Origin of the sequence: Streptomyces sp. NPDC006335 (assembly GCF_040612795.1) — a bacterium.
Taxonomy (GTDB): Bacteria; Actinomycetota; Actinomycetes; order Streptomycetales; family Streptomycetaceae; genus Streptomyces.
In genome coordinates, this window is sequence record NZ_JBEXQX010000017.1 from 1 (window position 1) to 20873 (window position 20873).

18 protein-coding genes and 2 pseudogenes are annotated in these 20873 nt (G+C 69.2%); 10 read left to right on the plus strand and 10 right to left on the minus strand.

What is annotated here, in order from left to right:
- A partial coding sequence (locus ABZ098_RS34690) for a glycosyltransferase (protein ID WP_356597709.1) occupies positions 1-254 on the minus strand: 254 nt, incomplete at its 3' end.
- Positions 255-564: 310 nt separating this feature from the next.
- Here ABZ098_RS34690 and ABZ098_RS34695 point away from each other — a divergent pair.
- The 5 genes and pseudogenes from ABZ098_RS34695 to ABZ098_RS34715 form a co-directional block, all read left to right on the plus strand.
- A pseudogene (locus ABZ098_RS34695) lies at positions 565-1070 on the plus strand (DapH/DapD/GlmU-related protein); the annotation flags it as partial.
- A gap of 14 nt (positions 1071-1084) precedes the next feature.
- Positions 1085-1975 (plus strand): virginiamycin B lyase, encoded by an 891-nt coding sequence (locus tag ABZ098_RS34700; RefSeq protein WP_356597856.1) that lies wholly within the window; start codon positions 1085-1087, stop codon positions 1973-1975.
- A gap of 64 nt (positions 1976-2039) precedes the next feature.
- The gene (locus ABZ098_RS34705; RefSeq protein WP_356597710.1) at positions 2040-2387 is read left to right on the plus strand and encodes a YciI family protein; all 348 of its coding nucleotides are present in this window, start codon (positions 2040-2042) and stop codon (positions 2385-2387) included.
- Between the two features lie 249 nt (positions 2388-2636).
- Positions 2637-3352 (plus strand): annotated as a pseudogene (locus ABZ098_RS34710) (IS5 family transposase); the annotation flags it as partial.
- Positions 3353-3480: 128 nt separating this feature from the next.
- Positions 3481-3870, plus strand: a complete 390-nt coding sequence (locus tag ABZ098_RS34715) for a hypothetical protein (RefSeq protein WP_356597711.1) — start codon at positions 3481-3483, stop codon at positions 3868-3870.
- A 267-nt stretch (positions 3871-4137) separates the two neighbouring features.
- On the opposite strand, the gene ABZ098_RS34720 is transcribed toward ABZ098_RS34715, so the two are convergent.
- From ABZ098_RS34720 to ABZ098_RS34750, 7 genes are all read right to left on the minus strand, one after another.
- The gene (locus ABZ098_RS34720; protein ID WP_356597712.1) at positions 4138-5034 is read right to left on the minus strand and encodes an aminoglycoside phosphotransferase family protein; all 897 of its coding nucleotides are present in this window, start codon (positions 5032-5034) and stop codon (positions 4138-4140) included.
- Positions 5035-5471: 437 nt separating this feature from the next.
- On the minus strand, positions 5472-6074 hold the full coding sequence (locus tag ABZ098_RS34725; protein ID WP_356597713.1) for a DUF4328 domain-containing protein: 603 nt from the start codon (positions 6072-6074) through the stop codon (positions 5472-5474).
- Between the two features lie 350 nt (positions 6075-6424).
- A complete protein-coding gene (locus tag ABZ098_RS34730) occupies positions 6425-8140 on the minus strand; it encodes a cellulase family glycosylhydrolase (RefSeq protein WP_356597714.1) in 1716 nt (571 codons plus the stop codon).
- 613 nt (positions 8141-8753) lie between these two features.
- Positions 8754-9347 (minus strand): DUF308 domain-containing protein, encoded by a 594-nt coding sequence (locus ABZ098_RS34735; RefSeq protein WP_356597715.1) that lies wholly within the window; start codon positions 9345-9347, stop codon positions 8754-8756.
- Between the two features lie 44 nt (positions 9348-9391).
- Positions 9392-11011, minus strand: a complete 1620-nt coding sequence (locus tag ABZ098_RS34740) for a DUF6351 family protein (protein WP_356597716.1) — start codon at positions 11009-11011, stop codon at positions 9392-9394.
- Between the two features lie 198 nt (positions 11012-11209).
- A complete protein-coding gene (locus tag ABZ098_RS34745; RefSeq protein ID WP_356597717.1) occupies positions 11210-11911 on the minus strand; it encodes a cytochrome b/b6 domain-containing protein in 702 nt (233 codons plus the stop codon).
- Positions 11859-12587, minus strand: coding sequence for a molybdopterin-dependent oxidoreductase (locus ABZ098_RS34750; RefSeq protein ID WP_356597718.1), 729 nt, complete (start codon positions 12585-12587; stop codon positions 11859-11861). Before ABZ098_RS34750 ends, ABZ098_RS34745 begins: the two co-directional genes overlap by 53 nt.
- 386 nt (positions 12588-12973) lie before the next feature.
- Here ABZ098_RS34750 and ABZ098_RS34755 point away from each other — a divergent pair, with 386 nt between their 5' ends.
- The 4 genes from ABZ098_RS34755 (at position 12974) to ABZ098_RS34770 (ending at position 17885) form a co-directional block, all read left to right on the plus strand.
- Entirely contained in the window at positions 12974-14608 is a 1635-nt protein-coding gene (locus tag ABZ098_RS34755; RefSeq protein ID WP_356597719.1) for an ABC-F family ATP-binding cassette domain-containing protein, read from the plus strand.
- A 79-nt stretch (positions 14609-14687) separates the two neighbouring features.
- Positions 14688-16367 (plus strand): ABC-F family ATP-binding cassette domain-containing protein, encoded by a 1680-nt coding sequence (locus ABZ098_RS34760; protein ID WP_356597720.1) that lies wholly within the window; start codon positions 14688-14690, stop codon positions 16365-16367.
- Between the two features lie 112 nt (positions 16368-16479).
- Positions 16480-17046 (plus strand): CGNR zinc finger domain-containing protein, encoded by a 567-nt coding sequence (locus tag ABZ098_RS34765; RefSeq protein WP_356597721.1) that lies wholly within the window; start codon positions 16480-16482, stop codon positions 17044-17046.
- 266 nt (positions 17047-17312) lie between these two features.
- Positions 17313-17885 (plus strand): hypothetical protein, encoded by a 573-nt coding sequence (locus ABZ098_RS34770; RefSeq protein ID WP_356597722.1) that lies wholly within the window; start codon positions 17313-17315, stop codon positions 17883-17885.
- 489 nt (positions 17886-18374) lie between these two features.
- On the opposite strand, the gene ABZ098_RS34775 is transcribed toward ABZ098_RS34770, so the two are convergent.
- Complete coding sequence (locus ABZ098_RS34775; protein ID WP_356597723.1) at positions 18375-18821, minus strand: VOC family protein; 447 nt, start codon at positions 18819-18821, stop codon at positions 18375-18377.
- A gap of 638 nt (positions 18822-19459) precedes the next feature.
- Positions 19460-19885, minus strand: a complete 426-nt coding sequence (locus ABZ098_RS34780) for an organic hydroperoxide resistance protein (RefSeq protein ID WP_356597724.1) — start codon at positions 19883-19885, stop codon at positions 19460-19462.
- Positions 19886-20357: 472 nt separating this feature from the next.
- On the opposite strand from ABZ098_RS34780, the gene ABZ098_RS34785 reads away from it, so the two are divergent.
- Complete coding sequence (locus ABZ098_RS34785; RefSeq protein WP_356597725.1) at positions 20358-20864, plus strand: SigE family RNA polymerase sigma factor; 507 nt, start codon at positions 20358-20360, stop codon at positions 20862-20864.
- The last annotated feature ends 9 nt before the right edge of the window (positions 20865-20873 follow it).

The window sequence follows — 20873 nt, forward strand, 5'->3', positions numbered from 1 at the left end:
CCGCGCGCCTCCCGCACCCCGACGTTGCGGGGCTTGCCCGGCCAGCCCGAGTTCTCCTGATGGATCACCCGCACCTGCGCGTGCTCGGCGGCCAATTCGTCGAGCCGCTGCGCGGAGTCGTCGGTCGAGCCGTCATCGACGTAGATGATCTCGTACGCGTCCTCCCCCAGCGTCTGGCCTAACAGCGACGGCGCACACATGTCGATATAACGGCCCGCGTTGTACACGGGCACCACGATGCTCACCTTGAGCATGAACGCTCCCCCTAAACGGAGACAACGTGTCTCCTGTTGTTCTTTGGACGTTCAGACTCTGGCAAAGGTTGTCCAATCCGAAGCAATCAAACGATTGTCTTCAGAAGTCGCCGCCCCCGCGGTGCGGTGCCGGTTCGCTGTGGGGGCTGCGCAGCGATCCTGGACTCCCCCGCCATGTCGGCGCGACCTGCGCGAGAGCATGGACGTGATCCCTCCGCGCGGACCGGCCCCGGGCCCCTTGATCTTGCTCGGGCAACCGGTCCACGGGTCGTATCCGGAAGGCTCCGGCGCAGGCACTTGGCCGCACGTCGTCCTCTACGCCCACGGCCAGGAGCGCCTCGTCATCGGCAAGTACTGCGCCATCGCCACCGGCACCACCTTCCTGATGGCCGGCGCCGAGCACCCGACGATGGGCGTCTCGACGTACCCGTTCACCATGTTCGCGGCCGGTGGGCCGAACAGACCCTGGACGTCGTCACCGCCATGCCCAGCCGCGGCGACACAGTCGTCGGCAACGACGTCTGTTCGGATACCGGGCGACCGTCATGCCCGGCGTTCGGATCGGCGACGACGCCATCATCGCGGCCGGCGCCGTGGTCACCACCGACGTTCCGCCCTACACGATCGTCGGCGGCACCCCCGGGCCGACCGATCCGGCAGCGCTTCGACGACGCCGACGTCGAGCGACTGCGGCGCGCCGCCTGGTGGGACTGGCCCGGCGACCTGGTCGCCGAACACGCCCGTACCATCATGGCCGGAACTCCGGCTGACATCGAACGCATCGCCACCGAGCAGGAAGCAAGGAAGTTCCATTGAGTCATGTGACCCAGATGCTCATCGAAGAACACACGGTGGCCGACGGTACGGCCGGGCCCTACGCCCTCACCACGGGACCGGACGGCGCCCTGTGGTTCACCCTCGTCCACAGCGGCCGGATCGGCCGCCTCGTCCCCGGCGAGGAGCCGACGAGTCATCGGCTCGATCCCGACTGCGGGCCGACCGTCATCACCCCTGGCCCGGACGGTGCGCTGTGGTTCACCGAGTACCGGGCGGACCGGATCGGGCGGATCACCACCAACGGCGTGATCGACGAATTCCACATCCCCACACCTGGTTGCGGGCCGTTCGGCATCGCGGCGAGCCCTGACGGCGCGCTGTGGTTCACCGAGACCACTGCCGACCGCATCGGCCGCATCACCGTCGACGGCCGCATCACCGAGTTCCCGCTGCCCGTCACCGGCGCTTTCCCCTCGGCGATCACCGCCGGCGGCGACGGCGGGATGTGGTTCACCCTCAACCAGGCCAACGCCATCGGACGGATCGGCGTGGACGGTACGGTCATCCTCCACCCCCTGCCGACGCCGGAGGCGGCACCGGTGGGGATCGCCGCGGGCCGCGACGGCGCGCTGTGGTTCACCGAAATCGCCGCAGGTCAGATCGGCCGAATCACACCCGACGGGCAGATCGACGAGTTCCCGCTGCCCGACCGCGCCGCCCGCCCGCACGCCGTCACCGTCGACGGACAGGGCACCGTCTGGTTCACCGAATGGGGCGGCAACCGCGTCGGCACGCTCACCGCCGACGGTTCCGTCACCGGTCACGACCTGCCCACGCCAGGTTCCGAACCGCACGGCATCGCCATCGGGCCCGACGGCGCTCTGTGGACCGCACTGGAGATAGGTTCACTTGCCCGCATCACCTCGGCCGACAGCACCGCCTGAAAAAATCACCCCTTCCCACACCATCAGCAGCGGTCGCTCGTACGACGACCGGAGAGGAGTTCCCATGAAATTCGCACTCGTGATCTTCGAGACGGACGAGTCGCGTCGTAGGATCCAGGCCGACCGGGCCGGGTACCGCAAGGAGTACGAAGGCTGGATCGGCGGACTCGCCGCAGCCGGAAAGCTGGTCGGCGGCGACGCCCTGGAGACCGAACACACGGCCCCTGCGACAGTACGCAGCGCGGCCGACGGGACATCGATCGTGACCGAGGGACCCGCGCACCCCGGCGAGGAGACCCTCGGCGGCTGGTTCATCGTCGACGTGGCCGACCGCGAGGAAGCCCTCGAACTGGCCATGAGCCTCCCCACCCCGGAGACCGTCGAGATACGCCCGATCCTCGAATCCGCCTGAACAACGCGGGAAACCGGCCCGATGGCACGCGTGCAGCCGCAGGGGTACCACTGCAGTGCCGCCTGACCTCGGCTGATCAGGCCGTCTGGCCGCAGCCGTAGGCGCCAACGATCTCGCCGCACAGAAGGCTGAAGTCGCCTTTAGCGACGTCTGGAACACGTCTTCGACGAGTTCTGGACGTCGCTTCTGATCGCGGAATCGCTCGTTGAGCCGTGCATGACGGATCTGATCGAGCGGCTGACGGAGGTCATACGCCCGCAAGGCGGCGGGCGACGGCGGGCCGGAGACCGCGAATGCCTGGCGGCGATCGTCTTCGTGGCCAGATCCGGCTGCACGTGGCGGCAGTTGCCGCCGGTGTTCGGGCCGGCCTGGCCCACGGTTTACCGGCGCTTCGCCCAGCGGAGCCGGAACCGGGTCTGGGCCAGGCCGCACCGGTTCATCCTCGCCGAGCTCGGCGCTCGGGGTGAGCTGGACTGGTCGCGGTGCGTGATCGACTCCGTCAGCGTCCGAGCTACAAAAGGGGCCACTGACTGGACCGAAGCCGACCGACCGTGGCAGGCAGGGGCGAAAGTTCACCTGATCACCGACCGGGGTGGCATGCCGCTGTCGCTAGGGATCCCCGGCGGCCACATGCGCGACAGCCGCGGACTGCAGCCGCTCGTTCGTGGAATCCCGCCCATCCGCTCCCGCCGCGGACCCCTCGGCGACGTCCGGCCCAGCTCCATGCCGACAAGGGCTACGACTACGGCCACCTGCGGAAATGGCTTCGCGGGCGCAGCATTCGCCACCGCATCGCCCGCAAGGGCATCGAGTCGTCCACGTGGCTTGGCCGACACCGCTGGGTCGTCGAGAGAACGGTCTCCTGGCTCGCCGGATGCCGAAGGCTGCACCGCCGCTACGAGCGCAAAGCCGAGCACTTCCTGACCTTCGTCGGCGTAGCCGCAGCCCTCATCGGCTACCGCCGTCACCAGGGGAAACGACGTCTTAGAGTGCTGTCGGGAGGGTGTCCATGTCGTTCGCCAGAAAACGATCTTGGACACCTTCGTTCTCGTCTCCGCAGGCACCCCTTGGACCACACCACCAGGAGGAACCAGTGTCACACCCGCAACTGCTCACCCCCGAGGAGAAGCTCGCCGACGCGAAGAGGCTGCTGAACCTCCCGCGCATCGTCGTTATCTGCGGCTCCACCCGCTTCATGACCGAGATGAACGAGGCGGATCTGCGGGAGACCAAAGCCGGAAAGATCGTCGTCAAACCGGGCTGTGACATGAAGTCGCCGCACGAACTCTGGTCCGATCCCGTAGAGGCCGAGGCGCTGAAGGTTCGACTCGACGATCTGCACCGGGCGAAGATCCGGCTCGCTGATGAGGTGCTCGTAGTCGGCGACTACATCGGAGACAGCACCCGAACCGAGATCGCCTACGCCCGGGCGCTGGGCAAGCCCGTGCGGTTCACCCACCCCGAAGTCGACCCTGACGCCTGACCGCTCGCTGCCACCCCGCCAACCAGGGCCGGTAGCCCGCCGCCTGACCGTCTCGCGGTGGTTTCGGCCGCCGCCCACCACGAGTCCTCCGTGAGCGTCCCTCGGAATTGATCATCTAGGGATGGAGCACTTCGACTGCCGGCTGCTAGCCACCGTGGACCGGGGGTGCCGATGCCGGGCTCCGCAACCGCGACGCGGCGGGCAACGGGGGCGGCGGCGAAGGACGGTCCGCGACCGCTCGGCTCATGCCCCTCGATCGGGGTGATATCACTCCATCGACGCCAAGATGCGGTCGAGTGTCCGGCGCCCCATTCTGCTCATCGTCGGGTTGCTCTCGACGTAGTACCAGACAAGACCCATCGCCTGTTGGAACGCCCACGCCTTGCCGCGCTCCCACTCCAGATCGTCACAGCCCAGTGTCCGCCGGAGGACTTCCCGCGGGCCCGACTGCAGCAGATGCCAGGCACTGACCAGATCCAGCGCCGGGTCGGCGGGCCCGAAGCCGCCGGTGTCGAGTACGCCGCTGAGCCGGTCTCCTGAGACCAGTACGTTGCCGGGAATCAAGTCACCATGGCTCATCACATCGGTACCCGTACGTGGCAACTCCCGAAAGTGGCTCCACACCTGGCGCAGCCGCGGCACGTCGAGCAACTCCTCGCTCTCCTCGAAGCACTTCGCCATCCAATCGTCATGGTGCGCGAGGACACCGCCACGGTTGTCGCCGCTGAAAACCCGCCCTCGCGTCTCGGCGCCCCGCAGAGCTGCGACGAAGGCCGCAAGGTCCTCGGCAAAGGCGTCCGACCCACTCGGGTCGGCGTCAGAGGCGACTGTTCCTGGTAGCCACGTCTGGACCGACCACGTCATGGGGTAACCCGCTCCCGGCTTTCCCAGGGCGACGGGTTCCGGGACGGGGAACCGAGACACCTGTGCCAGCTCCGCGCTCGCCTGGATCTCCTGTTCCAGAACTGCCAGTGCCTCTGCGGGATCGGCCAGACGCAGTGGGAAACGCGCAGAAAGATCGTTCCCAATGCGGAAGACGGCGTTGACCGTCCCGGTCGACGACTGAGGTTGGACCGCCTTGTCGCTCCACTGAGGAAACTGTTCCTGGACCAAGGTCGCAACGATTTCAGTGGTCACGTCCACCTGGTCATCGTGCATGGACATTCTCGCAAGCCTTCCCCTGGTGCAGTACGGGACGCCGGAAGCAGACCAGATCAACTCAGACGACAGTCAGTATGCAGACACCAGGGACCAGATCACCTGAGATTTTCGACCGCCCAGGCGCCTCAACCGGGCGCGCAGCGAGGTGTTCCGCGGTGCGCTCGGCGTCGTCGGCACCCTTGAGGTGGGCGGCATCCTGCTGACCCCGAGGCTGGTCCACGGTCATGACGACGGGCGTGGCGGGTGGCAGGGGATCGTCGACTCCGGCTACGGCGCCGATGTGGCCGACGGCTCGGCGATGTGCCGATCTCCTCGGCGCGCGCGTCCGGCAAGGGAGTTGGCAAGCAGCCCTACGGTCGGTGAAGCCCACGCCCGCCTCACCATCGCCGGTCACGCGCGGCACCTCTCGCCGCTGTGGGGAGATGCCTGGGAGAAACGCCTCACGCCTGTGCGAGAGGTACGGCCGGGACGGTGTCGCCGAGCGCGGCGCTCTGCAAGGCGGTGATGCGCTCGATGACGAGCCCAAGCAGCACGGCCGCCGCGATCATGAGCGCCTCCGCCACTACGAGGAAGGCCATCGACCCCGGGGCCACCCGACCCCCCACCACGAGCACCACCGTGTGCGTGACCCAGGCGACCCACCACAGATTCACCAGTGTCGCGTCTCGCTTCTGCCTCCAGGACGCGGAGCTCGCGCGCCCGATGTCGAGGAGGATCCGGCGTGGGACAAACAAGTTGGCCACCGGTATGAACCACGCGCCGATCGTCCAGCCCCGACTCGGGACCGAGGCCCGAGGGGACAGCTCCTGGGCGTTGCGCCGGGACCGGGCGAGCCATACGAGGAACAGCACGATCGCAAGGGTCATCAGATAGACGAAGATCATGGAGATGAAACCCGACTCGTGCAGGGACTCATCCGTCTGGCGGAGGTAGTCATCCCGGACAGCCGTCGCGCGGAACACGTCCGCCACGGCGGCGGCCGCTGTCGCCGCCTGCGCGGAGCGGGCAAGGATGCGGGGAGCTCTGCGGGTGGTGCTCGTCATCGTCTTCGGCCTGTCTCGGAGGCGTGTGCGGCCGCAGCGGGGCGCTGCGGCGGAGTGATCATAGGATCTACTCGCCGCACATGAATACGACTGTCCGGTTGTCGGTCGCGAGGTGTACGACCCCGACGGCGGTTGGCCACAAGTGCACGGCGACCGGCTCGCAGCAAGCCCGTATCCACAGGGCAGTCACGCCCAAAGCGCCGGGAGCCACCAGGCGCTCCTACGACAGCGCTGACCATCCCCCCACCTCCGGCATCGTCTACGAACCACTCCTCCCTCCAGGGATGCGGGGGCGCCCGTACATGGTGGCGCCTCCGCATCAGGTCCTGGTACGGAGAACACTGCCGTTCTCAGGCACTGCCCGTGACCGCGGTGCCGGACCTGGTCAGCGTGTACTTCACGATCGCCCCGCTCCAGAAGTGGAAGGTGAGGGTCACGGTGGAGTTGTCCGTGACCTCGCCGAAGAACGCGGTCGGCAAAGTGATCGTGCCTGCGGTGTAGTCCGGTGTGAAGGCCACGTTGAACTGCTTGTACGTCGTCCAGGACTGCGGACCGGCGGCGGTGCCGTCGGCGTAGACGGCTTCCATGGTCGCCAGCTTGTCGCCGTTGAACGCGGTGGGTATCACCAGCGAGGTCGTCGTACCGGTCGCACCGGTCAGCACCGGCTTCTCATAGGTGATGACGTTGACGGCCCAAGGAATTCCTTCCGTGAACCGGAGGGACAGGACGGCATTCGTGCCGTACTCCTGTGCTGCGGTCAGCCGAGTGAGCGTCGCCGCTGCGACGGTGAGGGTGTTGCCGCTGAGGGTGTAGTCCACGCCCCGGATCAGGGGGCGGGTGCCGACATCGATCCTCATCAGCCTGGTGCCGTTGGGGTTCACCGTGATCGTCGCGTCCGTCGGGGTCTTGCCCTTGGGCACGAAGAGCTGGTCGGTGGACGCCGTGCCGGAGCGCCCGGTCCAGCTGGAACGTATCTGCGCGTAGAGGCTCGGGTCGTTCCACTGCAGGGTGCGGCGGTTGAAGCGACTGCCGTTGTCCCACAGCATCGTGGTCAAGCCCCGGTAGCGCGCGTAGTAGCCGAGATACTCAAGGTACTTGAGCGTCTCGCCCTGTTCGACCGTGCCGGGGCCGGAGTCCCAGCCGAGCAGCCCGTACTCACCTACGACGACCGGGATCCCCTTGGCCACGAAGGACCTGTGCAGCAGGTCGAACGTGTCGGTCAGGTCCTGCTGGGTGGCCGCGTTGAAGGTCGTGTAGCCGGCGAGGTTCACGCTGAAGGGCCAGAAACTGTAGTAGTGGATCGAGGCCACGAGGTTCGGGTCGTCCAGCGCTGCGAACGTGGCCAGCAGGGTGTCGATCTTGGGCTGATCCGGGGTGTCCCCGAGCGTCGGCATGACGAGCAGGCGGTCGGCATTGCCTCCGCCGGTCGCGCGGACGACGGAGTGGAAGGTCGTGTTGAGCTCGTTCATCAGAACGGCGTTCTGCTGGTCGCCGGAACTGCCGTTGAAGAAGGGCTCGTTGATGCTCTCGAAGAGCAGTCGGCGCGATGCGTCCCGGAAGGTGGCCGCGATCTGCTGCCAGGTGGCTGTGTACTGCGCCAGGACCGTGTCGTGCTGGGTCGGCATGTTCGGCACCCACTGCCACGCGTCGCCGTGCATGTTGATCAGAACGTAGAAGCCCTCGGCCAGGGCCCAGTCGACCACCTGCTTGATCCTGGCCAGGAACGCCGGGTCGAGGGTGTAGGTGGGAGCGGGGCCCTCGTGCTGGCCCCAAGTCACCGGTATCCGGATGCTTTTGAAGCCCTGTGCCTTCACCCGGCGCAAGAACGCCTGGGTCACCCGAGGGTTGCCCCACGCCGTCTCGTCGGCGCCGATGGCTTCGAAGCTGTTGCCCAGATTCCAGCCCGGTTGCATGTGCGCGACGACGTCCAGCGCGGACGCCGACCCGGCGGAACCGGTGGGCCGGGCGGCGGCCTGGGCGGCCGTCGGGATGGACAACGCCGTGGCGGCGAGGGCCGCGGTGGTCGTCATGACCTGGCGGCGAGTGAAACCGGCTGAACTCGGCATAGAACTCTCCATTGAGTCGAAAGGCCTGCCCCCTGCGTCGAAGACGTCATCGTCGAAGCGCTTCGACATGCGGCCGGAGCCTAGCGCAACCCGACGCTGCTGAGAACGGGCTGATCCGTTTGGAACCTGCATCGGGTTTCGAAAAGTTGCGTGTCGAAGCGCTTCTCCTGCTGGGGCTTCAGGCGGGGTCTCACACAGGCCTCGTCGGGGGTTCGCCGTCCATCCGCCGCCGTTGCCCACGGAACCGGTGGTCACTCGGCGGGGGCGCTTACGCCCTCTCCGCGATCCGTCCGCGAGGGACGCACCGGAAGGTCCCGATCCGACGAGCTACAGCCGGACCTCCAGGGCGTCGTCGCCCGTTCCCACGGCCACGGCCGCCGCCGACGGCCATGTACCTCTACCGCTGCCGAGCCGACTCCCCCTGTTCAGGCGCCACTCGTCCTCCACGTACCTGCGGCAGGCTGTACACCTCTGCTTGGGACGACCTGCGCGGGCAGCTTCTCGCCGGGCCACAGCCGTCCAGCGCCACTTGCGACGACGGCTCCGCACGCACATCGCCCCGCAGCCCCGCAGCCTCGAAGGCCGCGGGGCGATGTGACGAGGTGTGAGCGAGTCACATGGTCCGAGCGCCGCGCAGCCGGCGGGACTTCCAGGCCAGCAGCAACGCCTGGAGGATGAACCACACTCCGCCACCCGTGGCGTACACCGACAGCACGTCGAGCGAGGGGTTTTCGCCCGCGGCCTGGATGTTGTAGGTGATGCCGACGAGGAAGGACAGGGTGCCCGAGATCAGGGTCGGCCACTGCTTGCCGAGTTCGGGACCGCGCCGCCGCAGTCCGACGAACACCTGAGCAGCTCCGGAGACGATCGCCCAGGCGCCGAACGCATGGAGCACGGGTGACACACCTCCGGCACCGGCGATGCCGATCGCGAGGGCGGCGAGTGTGCTGAGGGCTCCGTTGAAAGCAAGGACCCGGCGCTCGGAACCGTTCGGGGTGGCCCGGTGGTCGATCAGCGAGGACACGGCGTCGATCAGCGGGTAGGCGACCAGGAGGGTGAGCGCCACGGGATCGATGTCCTCGTGGGCGCCGGCGAACGCCAGGGCCCAGGCCAGGGCGAGGACACCGCGGCTCAGGTACAGCCTCAGCAGGGAGGAGCGTTCGTCCGTGGCCGCCGCGGGTGCGGGGGCCGATGTCCGGGTGCTCATGATGGTTCGGCCTTTCTCAGGTCGGTCGGTCGTCGTCCGCCCGGTCAATGCCGCGACGGGGAGACGCACTTGAAGGTGGAGGCGACGGCCGGGTCGCCGTGGCCCTTGTAGCCGGACACCTGCGGGTAGCTGCACAGGTCGCGGGAGACGCTCTGCCCCTGGTCGTCGACCAGCGTGGCGGGCAGGGTCCTGGGTGCCTTGCCGTGCTCGACCCACGCGGTCAGCGCGGCGAGGCCGTCCGCCGAGCCGTCGAGGCCGTTGAGACCGCAGTGGTTGGTCCCCGGGGCGAGGAAGAGACGGTAGAAGTCGTCGACCTTCCTGGTGCCGCCCAGCTCCCGCTCGACCTTCTGGCGGTACTGCACGGTGCCCCGGGCGGGGATGTACTGGTCGGCTTCGCCGTGCCAGGTCAGCAACTTGCCACCGGACGCGTGAAAGCCCGACAGGTCCGGGTCGTCGGTGCCGATGACCTTGTCGTACTCGGCGCGCGACTGCTTGAACAACTGCGTGAACCGGCTGTAGGTGATCGTGGAGAGGTCGAGGGACGGGTCCTTGGCCACCCAGAGCCTGAGCCAGGCGGCGGGTACCGGGAAGGGCGAGCCAACGACGTTCCCGTCGGTGTCGGGGGCGGTGTGCGCGGCCAGGGCCCAGATGTCGGCGCCGACCGGGACGCCGTACCAGAGCTTCTTGCCGGACGCCGTGCGCGGGCCGTCCCAGATCTTGCGTACGACGCCGGCGTCGGCCGCTGTGACGGTCAGCTCCTTCCCCTCGCACAGGACCTTGGTGCCGATGAGTCGACGCGGGTCGAAGTCGCACCGGGCGGGGTCGTTGACCAGGCCGTCCTTGACCCCGTCGAGGGAGTCACAGGCCCTGACGGCGGCGTCGGTGAAGGCGGTGAACTCGCACTGGGACGGATAGGTTTTCTCGTTGTTCATGACGACCTGCGGCCACAGGGTGGCGACCTCGAACTCGTCCCAGTTGACGCCGGGGGCGTCGGCGAGGATGCCGTCGTAGTCGTCGGGGTGGCGCTGGGCCTCCATGTAGCCCTGGCGTCCACCGGTGGAACAGCCGGTGAAGTACGAGTACGCGGGACGCTTGCCGTAGACCGCGTCGACGACCTCCTTGCCGACGACCGCAGCCTCGTGCTGGGAGCGGGAGGCGAAGTTCTTCAGCAGGGCGGTGTTGACCAGTCCCGCACTGTTCAGCGCCCAGCCCGTGTCGAGGGCGTCGCCGACACCGGCGTCCGTGCTGACGGCGGCGTAGCCGCTCTTGACCGCTGTGCCCAGGCCGACGTTGTTGTCACCGGCCAGGTAGGCGGCGCCGCCGAGACCCTGGAAGCGGCCGTTCCAGCCGCTGACCGGCAGCCAGGTCCGCACCTTCGCGTGGTCGTCGTCCCCGGGGTGGGTGAGGGTGACCGTGACCTCGCAGTAGGCCGGGACGCCGGAGACCGAACCGCCGAGGACCCCTGTGCCGGCGATGGTGCCGCCCTCCTGGCTGACCGCCGTCACGGACTCCACCTGGGTGCCGGCCGGGGCCTTCACGGACGGCGCCGCGCAGGCGGACGAGGTGGCGGCGGAAGCGTCCTTGGTCTCCGCCGAGGCGGTCGGCAGGTACACCGCCGCGGCCAGCGGCACACCGGCCGCGAGGACAGTCAGAAGTCGTCTCATGAGGTTCCCATCCAGGAAGAAGTAAGGGGTGTGTCCGGCCATGGGCGACACATGTGCAGGGCACACATGGCGGGCCGAGGACTGGTCGAAATCTATCACCTGTTAAGCCGGTGACGATAGTGTGCGGGGCGAGGTCGGCGGGGAGACAGATGTGGACTTCTCGCCCTGGCCGCAGGTTGGCACGCTGCCACGGACGTGTCAGGCCGTTCGACGGTCCGCCGCGTCCGCCGCACCGCCAGTCACCCGCTCCTCGCGCAGCCAGCGCGAGTGGTACCGCTGCGCCCAGGAGAGACTGACGTATCCGGTGCGCATCCCCGACCGCGCCTCGGGGTCCTCGAACGCCTTGCGCATGTGGCCCAGGAGGACGAGGGTGATCGCCCACGCCAGGAGGTCATGGACGAAGATCGCGCTGGTGCGGGAGATGAGGGGCAGCAGCCCCATGAACCACATCAGCAGGCCGGTGAACATCATCACCAGCACGGCACCGGCGATCCAGCCCGCGTAGAGCTTCTGACCCGCGTTGAACTTGCCGGCCGGGCGCGCTTCGGGCGAGGTACGGCGCCTGCGGACGGCGCGCAGCCACTGGCGGTCGTACACCGCGAAGCGGTTGAGGCGGCGCAGGTCCGCACGGAAGGCGGGAGAGAGGAGGCCGAGCAGGAAGGGCACGGGCAGTGTGATGCCGGACCACTCGTGCACCGTGACCATCAGGTGCCGTCGTCCGACGAGTTGTGCCAGTGGTCCGAGATAGAGGCAGGCGGCGGTGATCAGGCAGAGCAGCATCAGACAGCCTGTGGCCCGGTGGACCAGCCGCTCGGCGGTGCTGAAACGGCGTATCCGGCCCTCGCGTTCAGGCCGCGTCGCCGCGCCGGTCGGCTCCCTCGAGCCAGCCGTCGACCGCATAACCGCGCTCCTCCCAGTAGCCGGGAACGACCTTGTCGGTGACCGAGACGCCGGACAGCCACTTGGCCGACTTGTAGAAGTACATGGGTGCCACGTAGAGGCGGACCGGGCCGCCGTGCGCGTGGGTGATGGGCTTGTCCTGCATGGTGAGCGCCACCAGGACGTCCGAGCGGCGCGCCTGGTCCAGGGTGAGGCTCTCGCTGTAGGCGCCGTCGAAGCAGGTGAAGCGGATCGCGGCGCCCGGGGAGCGCACCCCGGCGTCGTCGAGGAGGTCCGCGAGTTTCACCCCGCCGAACGGCGTCTTCTCGACACGCCAGCCGTCGGTGCACACCACGTCGTGGACGACCCGGGTCTGCGGCAGCGCACGCAACTGGTCGAGCGTGTAGGTCTTCTGCCGTTCCACCAGTCCGCCGACCGTGAGCGCGTAGTTCGTTTCGTCCTTGTGCGGGACCGAGCCGACGACGCTGTAGAAGCGGAAGCCGCCAGGGTTGGGCAGCAGGCCGGTCAGGCCCGTCGCGTCGGCCTCCGAGGCGGCGGCCAGGAAGTTCTCCCAGCCGCGCTGGAGGTACGGCGCGGCGGCGAGCCCCGCCGCGCCCGCTCCGAGCATGCCCAGCATCGCCCGCCGCCCCACCGGTGCACCCCCGGCCCTCGGTCCCGGTCTCGATCTGTCCGCCATGGCGTGCGCTCCTTCCGACATGCGCGGCCCCTGCTGAGCAAGCGCGACATCGTCACCGGTTCAACTGGTGACGATGTTGTCACCTGCCCACGGAGCTGTCAAACAACAGCGGTGCGCCCACTCACACGTATGAGGTCGTCCGAGACGGGAAAACGCCGATCGAACGGAACGGCGGCTGTTAAACTCGGGGAGACGTTGACCGTTGATCGAGGAGTCACAGACGTGGTGGGTGAAGACGACATCTCCGGGTGAGATCCGGATCTGACGGCCACCGGCCGGCGCTGGGGAGCGCTGCTGAGGTGGTCCGTTTCGTCGACCCCTTTTCCCACGTCTGCCCAGGGCAGAGGTAACCAGCTCTGCCCTCCGTCCTCTCGAGGTCGCCTCCCATGTCCGACGCCGCGATCGTCTGCTCGAACCTCTCCTTCGCCTGGCCCGACGACACCCCGGTCTTCCAGGACCTGTCCTTCACCGTGCCCAGCGGCCGCACCGGCCTGGTCGCCCCCAACGGCTCCGGCAAGAGCACCCTGCTCAGGCTGCTCGCCGGCGAACTCCGGCCCGCCACCGGCTCGTTGACCGTGGCCGGCACCCTCGGCTACCTCCCGCAGAGCCTCCCCCTGACCGGCGATCTCACCGTCGCCGAGGTACTGGGGATCGCCGACGTGGTGCGCGCCCTGGACGCCGTCGAGTCCGGGGACGTCGACGAGAAGCACTTCGCCACCATCGGCGACGACTGGGACGTCGAGGAGCGCACCCGCGCCCAGCTCGACCGCCTGGGGCTCACCGACCTCACGCTGGACCGCAGTCTGAGCACGCTCAGCGGCGGCCAGGTCGTCTCCCTGGGCCTCGCCGCCCAGTTGCTCCGGGGCCCCGACGTCCTGCTGCTCGACGAGCCCACCAACAACCTCGACACCGAGGCCCGCCACAAGCTCCACGACGTGCTCTCGGACTTCACCGGCTGCCTGCTGCTGGTCAGTCACGACCGCGCACTGCTCGACCGCATGGAACGTATCGCCGAACTCGGCAGCGACGAACTCCGTTTCTACGGAGGCAACTTCACCGAGTACGAGGAAGCCGTGCGGGCCGAGCAGGAGGTCGCCGAGAAGAACGTCCGCAACGCCGAGCAGGAGCTGAAGCGGGAGAAGCGGGAGATGCAGCAGGCTCGCGAACGCGCCGAGCGCAGGATGAGCAACGCCTCCAAGAACCTGAAGAACGCCGGGTTGCCGAAGATCTTCGCGGGCAACATGAAGCGCGGCGCGCAGGAGGCCGCGGGCAGGTCCGGCACCCTGCACACCTCCCGGGTCAGCGAGGCCAAGGCCCGTCTGGACGAGGCCGGACGCGCGCTGCGCGACGAGCAGCGCCTCACCCTGGAACTGCCCGACACGCTGGTGCCCGCAGGACGGAACCTCTTCATCGGGGAGGGGATGAGGGTCCGGCTCGGCGAGAAGGACGTGTTCGCCCCGGGCGGGATCGACCTGACCGTCCGCGGCCCCGAGCGCATCGCGCTGACCGGGCCCAACGGCGCTGGAAAGACCAGCCTGATGCGCTTGATCACCGGCGACCTGGCCCTGGACGGCGGAGACATCAAGCGCGGCGACGGCCGGATCGCCTACCTCTCGCAACGCCTGGACCTGCTGGACCTGGACCGCACGGTCGCGGAGAACTTCGCCGCGTTCGCACCCGAACGGCCGGAGGCGGAGCGCATGAACCTGCTCGCCCGCTTCCTCTTCCGGGGCGCCCGCGCCCACCTGCCCGTCGGCGTGCTCTCCGGCGGCGAACGTCTGCGCGCGACCCTGGCCTGCGTCCTGTGCGCCGAACCGGCCCCGCACCTGCTGCTGCTCGACGAGCCGACCAACAACCTCGACCTGGTCAGCGCCGGCCAGTTGGAGGGCGCGCTCAACTCCTACCAGGGCGCCTTCATGGTGGTCAGCCACGACGAGCGGTTCCTCGCCGAGATCGGTGTGAACCGGTGGCTGCGGCTGGCCGACGGCCGCCTCATGGAGACGGGAGCGCCCGAATTGTGAACCGCTGACGTGTGACGTGGCCCGCGTCCGAGGCACGATGCCCGGCGGGCCGAACACCGAACACGTTGGACGGTTCCCCATGCCCCAGCCCCCTGTGCAGCCCGCACTGATCGCCCACGACCTCGTCCGCACCCTGGGTGACCGCCGCGTCCTCGACGGCATCTCCCTGACCGCCGCCCCCGGCCGGCGCATCGGCCTGATCGGGGAGAACGGCGTCGGCAAGTCCACTTTGCTGCGTGTCCTCGCCGGCGTGGACGCCCCTGACGCGGGCAGCGTCACCCGGCCCGCCGACCTGGGATTCCTCCACCAGGAGATGCCGTACGACACCGAGGCCACCATCGCCGTAGTGCTGGACGAGGCGTTGCGCGAGGCCCGCGAGGACCTCGCCGAGTTGGACCGGCTCGGCGCGGAACTCGCCCGCGTCCCCGAAGACGATCCCGCCCACCAGGAACTCCTCGACTCCTACGGCAGGCGCCTGGAACAGGCCCAGGACCGCGAGTCCTGGGACGCCGACCGCCGTGCGGCCCTGGTACTGGACGGGCTCGGACTCGGCGAGCTCGGCCACGACCGCACGCTCGGTTCACTGTCCGGCGGGCAGCGCGGCCGCCTCGCCCTGGCCGCCCTGCTCGTACGGCGGCCCTCGGCGCTGCTGCTGGACGAGCCGACCAACCACCTCGACGACGGCGCCGCCGCCTTCCTGGAGGAGCAGCTCCGCAACCTGCCCGGAACCGTGGTCGCCGCCAGTCACGACCGGGCCTTCCTCGACGCCGCCTGCACCGACCTGATCGACCTCGACCCGGCGGTGGACGGACCGGTCCGCTACGGCGGCGGCTACAGCGCCTACCTCGCGGAGAAGCGCGCCGAACGGGAGCGCTGGGAGCGTCGGTACGCCGAGGAACAGGAGGAGTTGGCGGAGCTGCGGCAGGCGGTGGGCGTGACGGCGCACCGGGTCGCCCCGGACCGGGGCCGTACCGACAACGAGAAGATGGGCTACGGGCACCGGGCGGGCCGGGTGCAGAGCCAGATCTCGCGCCGGGTCCGCAACGCCACACGGCGTCTGGAGGAGCTGGAGCGCACCCGGGTCGGCGAGCCGCCGCGCCCGCTGCGGTTCGCGGCCGGGGAGCTGGCCGCGTACGGCGAGGAGGGTGCCGGTCCCCTGGTGTCACTGCACGGCCTACGGGTCCCGGGGCGGCTCTCGGTGGGCGGCCTGGCGATCTCACCGGCCGACCGGCTGCTGGTCACGGGCGGCAACGGCGCGGGCAAGTCGACGCTCCTCGCCGTACTGGCCGGACGTCTGCCGGCCGAGGGCGAGGTGCACCGGCGGCGCGGGCTGACGGTGGGGCTGCTCACGCAGGACACCTCGTTCGAACGCCCCGGCCGCACCGTCCGCGACACCTACGAGCAGGCCCTGGGTGCCCGGCGGGCCGAGAAGGTGCCGCTGGGCTCGCTCGGCCTGTTGCACGAGGCGGATCTGGACAAGCCGGTCGGCCACCTGTCCGTGGGCCAGCGCCGGCGCCTGGCGCTGGCCCTCCTGGTCGCCCGTCCGCCGCAGCTCCTCCTCCTCGACGAGCCCACCAACCACCTCTCCCCCGCCCTGTGCGACGAACTGGAGGCCGCCCTGGGCCCCGGCCCGGGCGCGATCGTCGTCGCCAGCCACGACCGCTGGCTGCGCCGCCGCTGGCAGGGTCGCGAACTCCGCCTGAAACCGGGAGCGGCGCATCAGGAGGGAGCGCCACCGCTCCCCTCCCTAGAGCACTGACCAGGACAGTCGCATCCGGCCCGCATGACTGGCGGACGCACATCGTCGACGCAAACCGGTTGGAGGGGTGACGGTTCTTGCAACGACTTGAGTCACCTGTCAAGATGGTGATGTGAATCTTGACCATGTCTTCGTATGCGGGCACCCGGCTCTCGACTTCGCGGCCACGCTCCGGGCCCGACGCTCGACCCGGTTCGAGATGTTCGTGACGCCGGAGCGCCTGAACGCCTGGTACCTGGAGGCCGGGCTGGTGGACACGATCACCCCCGGTAAGGAGGACGACGTCCAGGAGGCCACGACCGTACGCGAGGCCATCTACCGGCTCGTCACCGACCGTCGGCTCGGCGAGGAGTTCGACCGGGAGGCACTCGCCGTGCTCAACGCCGCCGCGCGCAAGGCGCCCGCGACGCCGCAGCTCACCCGCGCGGGCCGGCACACCGACGCGACGCCCGAGCAGGCCCTGGCCACCGTCGCCCGCCAGGCCGTGGAGCTGCTCAGCGGCCCCGACGTGCCTCTGATGAAGGAGTGCGGCAACCCCGAGTGCACCCGGGTCTACATCGACCGTTCCCGGGGCATGCGGCGCCAGTGGTGCGGCATGGAGTCCTGCGGCAACAAGATCAAGGCCGCGGCGTACCGCGCCCGGAAGAAGTCCGCGCCCACCACCGCGGCCGCCCGCTGACCCCTCGGAGGATCACGGACGGCCGTTGCGCGAGGCCGTCCGTCACCGAGACACACACGTATCTCGGCTCAGATCTCGCAGCCAAGGATGTTGCTGAAGAGACGGGTTGATCCCCGTCGAGCAGCCCGAGGGCCGTCGCGGGCGAAAGAACCCTCCCTCCCCTATGCATAGGCACATCCGCGCCTATGTGTTGACACTCGTCCGCACAGGCCTCTGGAGCGTGGGTACCATGCGCAGCGTCATTCATATGGAGGGAGTGAACGGTTGTGACCAGCCAATCAGCCGCCACGCTCCGATCGCGGTACATCGCACAAGCCGCATCGGATCTGGAGGAGAACCGCCGGCGACAGAAGGAGTTGGCGGAGAAGATCACCGTCCTGAAGCAGGAGGAGGCCCTTCTCACGGACATCCTCAACCTCGCCGAGCGGTACGAGGGGTTCACGGACGCGACCCGTCTGCCCGAGCAGGTGCAGGACGAGCCGACCGTCGCAAAGGCGAAGCAGGCGCCGGTCGGAGCCGCCGCGGGACGCTCCACGCCGACCAGGACCGCCAAGACCGCCAAGAAAGCCACGGCCGTCACTACGGCGAAGACCGGTGCGAAGGGGAAGTCACACCAGCCTCTGCTCGGCGACCTGTTGGCGGAGCTGCTCGGCCGGTACGAGGAACCGCGTCCGGCAAAGGAGTTGCGGGACGAACTCCTGGAGAAGCACCCGGACCGCAACCCCACCCCGCAGGTCGTGCGCAACACCCTTGAGGCCCTGGTCGCCAAGGGCCGTATCCGGCGCCACAAGCAGCAGCATTCCGTCATGTACACCCTCGTCGAGAGGGACTCCGACTGACGTGGACGACGGTCGATCGGCCGACGGTTGCCCTGGAGGCCCCACCACGGCGGTGGAACCCAGAGCATCGGCACACATGTGCGGGCACAGGCGTGACAGGCGTGACACCTCGCTCACAGGTTTCGTACGGGCGCCGTACGTTGTCGTCACCGCGTCACCGACCGCGGCCAGCACGGTCGTAACCGCGTCACCAGTGTGGCTTCCGGCGGCCTCGTCCGGCTCCTCCGCGTCGCGGCGGGCGGGTGAGTCGATGAGGACGGTGCGGGCGGCGGCTCCCGCCGGGTGAGTGAGGCTGCCGCCTCGTCCAGCAGGTGGTCACCGGTCGGCACGGGAGGCCCCGGCAGCAAGCGGTCGCCGTCGAGACTCCGCGCCCCGCTCTCCAGGAGGTCGACCTCCCAGGTCACGGCGACGGTGGCCGTACAGCAGCTCGGCGACGCCCGGTCCGACGAAGTTGGCAGCGACGACGACCTGCCGATCCCGGGACGGGGCTCAGCGGCCGGGTGCGCGCTCGGTGACCTCCTGCAGGAACCATTCGTTGCCGTCGAGATCCTTGAAGGCGGCGAAGGTGCCGTAGCTGGCCCGCTCGGGGTGCACGCCAGGCACCCGGTGGGTGTCACCGGCGTGGTGGAAGGCGCCGGTCTCGTCGCGGAACGGGCCGGACACCTCCACACCGCGGGAGGTCAGCTCCTTCTGGGCCTCGAGGATGTCCGTGACGGTCAGTTGGAGGCCGTGGAGCGTGCCCGCCTCCTGCCGGGTGAGGCCCTCGCCGAAGATGACCGAGCAGGCGGAGCCGGGCGGGGTCACCTGCACGATCCGGTAGCCGTCGTTGATCGGGAAGTCGGCGTCGAGGCGCCAGCCGAGCTGCTCCACGTAGAAGCCTTTGGCCCGGTCCACGTCGGAGACGGGCAGGATGACGACTTCGAGCTTCATGTCCATTGCTGCGATCTCGCTTTCGATGTTCGTCCTGGGCACCCGGCGGGTGCCGGCGCTCAGCGTCGGCCGCGATCGACATGTGCGGCCTCGGTCACCTGACGGTGTGTTTGTCGGGTCCTGCTCTGGGGTCCCTTGAGCCATTTCGCCGTCCGAGCCGGAGCACCTGACGGACGGCTCGCGTGTACGGAGCTCCCCTCCCCCGGAAACGGTCGCAGTGGCCGGCACTCGGGTGGACGGGCGTGCGCGGCGCCGGTGTCTGCACCGCCGCCATGACGACTCCGCAGGCCGATGAGGTGCCGACACGGTACGACGCCTCGAACCGGGTCCGACCCGGTCAACGTCACCGCTGTCCTGGGGTCAGAGGACGTCGGGGGCGGACGGGCCGTATCCCGCGAGGGCAGCGCTCTCCGCCCAGTTCCACATCTGCGTGTCGGTCGGCCAGTCCGTTTCCGCGGGCCGCGCTGCGTTCCGGGGCGGTCGCTCGCTGACACGGTCACGATCCGAGCGCGGTCGGGAGGCGATCCGTACGTGGGTGTGCGTCGTGGCGGCCATGTCCTGCCCTCGCTCTTCGATCGGCGGTGCGGGTGCGGCTTGGGGGGCGGGCCCCGTGCGGGGGAACACGGGACCCGCCGGTCAGGGGGTCAGGCGGCGACGGCGTTGATGGTGACCGGCATGTTGTCGCGCGTGGCCTTGGAGTACGGGCAGATCTGATGGGCGGCCTGTGCGAGTTCCTGTGCGGTCGCTTGGTCGACGCCACCGAGGACGGGGCTGAGGACCGCGGAGAGGGAGAACTCGCCGTCGTCGCCGTGGGTGAGGGTTATCTCGGCGGTGATGGTCGTGCTCGTGAGCCGGATCTTGCGCGTGGTGGCCGCACGTCGCAGGGCGCCGAGGAAGCAGGCGGCCCAGCCGGCTGCCAGGAGTTGCTCGGGATTGGTCGCGGTGCCGGCGCCGCCCAGCTCCTTGGGGAGAGCGAGGCCGGTCTCCAGGAGACCGTCGGAGGAGCGGACGTGCCCGCCGTTCCGGCCTTCTCCGTCGACGTCTACAACAGCGGTGTAGCTGACTGCCACGGCTGATACTCCCCATCTGGGTCGGAGGGTCCTGGGATGCCTGCTGTCCGGCAGATTTTGCGTCACCAGTTGAAGCGGTGACGCAATCATGGCAGTTGTTACATCACTCGTCAAGGCGGTGACGCGCGGCGATCAGCGCCGGACATGTGTCGCTCACATGCGATCGTCGATGAAGTCACACCGTGTTCAGGGGCCCGGGCCGGCAGGCGCCCACGGTGCCCTGCCGGGCCTGAGAGGCGCCGACGAGTAAGTGCCCTCTCGACCGACGGGTGGAGACCATCTCGCCGTGCACGGCCCGCGAAGGCCGCGATGGCCTGCCCGCCGAGGCCCTGTTGACGGTGCGAGACGCAAAGCCTGTATGTGATCCACGCCACGTGACCGGAGCGCATAGCAGCGCGGGGGTCAGTGCCTTTGATGTAGATGGAGGGACACGCACGCGGCAGAACACAGCAGAAGACAGGGGGCGGCTCCGATGGGGCGGTTGCGGGCCGATGAGTTCGACCGGTTCGTGGCGGCCCGGTGGTCAGCGCTGCACCATCTGGCGCGGCTGCTCACCGGTGGTGACCGGCACCGGGCGGAGGATCTGCTCCAGGAGGCGCTGGTCAAGCTGTGGTTCGCCTGGCCGCGGGTGGCGGAGCAGGCGCCTGAGGCCTATGTGCGGAGGGTGCTGGTCCGTGCCGCGGCGCGTTCCGCGCGGCGGCGCTGGTGGGGTGAGCAGCCGGTGGAGGAGATGCCCGAACCGCCCGAGGTGGGTGACGAGGCCGCCGTCGTGGATGAACGGACCGGCCTGGAGGCCATGTTGGCGCTGTTGCCCGCTCGGCAGCGGGCCGCGGTGGTGCTGCGGTACTACCAGGACCTGCCCGAGCAGCAGGTGGCGCGGGCACTGGGGTGTCCGTTGGGGACGGCCCGTTCGCTCACGTCACGGGGTGTCGCGCGGCTGCGGCGGCTGATGACCGAGGCGATCGAGCCGGTCGACTGAAGAAGGAGC

Coding starts and splice junctions, on each gene's coding strand:
- ABZ098_RS34700 (WP_356597856.1), top strand. CDS start 1,085: ATGCTCATCGAAGAACACACGGTGGCCGACGGTACGGCCGGGCCCTAC.
- ABZ098_RS34705 (WP_356597710.1), top strand. CDS start 2,040: ATGAAATTCGCACTCGTGATCTTCGAGACGGACGAGTCGCGTCGTAGG.
- ABZ098_RS34720 (WP_356597712.1), bottom strand. CDS start 5,034: ATGTCCATGCACGATGACCAGGTGGACGTGACCACTGAAATCGTTGCG.
- ABZ098_RS34725 (WP_356597713.1), bottom strand. CDS start 6,074: ATGACGAGCACCACCCGCAGAGCTCCCCGCATCCTTGCCCGCTCCGCG.
- ABZ098_RS34730 (WP_356597714.1), bottom strand. CDS start 8,140: ATGCCGAGTTCAGCCGGTTTCACTCGCCGCCAGGTCATGACGACCACC.
- ABZ098_RS34735 (WP_356597715.1), bottom strand. CDS start 9,347: ATGAGCACCCGGACATCGGCCCCCGCACCCGCGGCGGCCACGGACGAA.
- ABZ098_RS34740 (WP_356597716.1), bottom strand. CDS start 11,011: ATGAGACGACTTCTGACTGTCCTCGCGGCCGGTGTGCCGCTGGCCGCG.
- ABZ098_RS34745 (WP_356597717.1), bottom strand. CDS start 11,911: ATGCGGTCGACGGCTGGCTCGAGGGAGCCGACCGGCGCGGCGACGCGG.
- ABZ098_RS34750 (WP_356597718.1), bottom strand. CDS start 12,587: ATGGCGGACAGATCGAGACCGGGACCGAGGGCCGGGGGTGCACCGGTG.
- ABZ098_RS34755 (WP_356597719.1), top strand. CDS start 12,974: ATGTCCGACGCCGCGATCGTCTGCTCGAACCTCTCCTTCGCCTGGCCC.
- ABZ098_RS34760 (WP_356597720.1), top strand. CDS start 14,688: ATGCCCCAGCCCCCTGTGCAGCCCGCACTGATCGCCCACGACCTCGTC.
- ABZ098_RS34775 (WP_356597723.1), bottom strand. CDS start 18,821: ATGGACATGAAGCTCGAAGTCGTCATCCTGCCCGTCTCCGACGTGGAC.
- ABZ098_RS34785 (WP_356597725.1), top strand. CDS start 20,358: ATGGGGCGGTTGCGGGCCGATGAGTTCGACCGGTTCGTGGCGGCCCGG.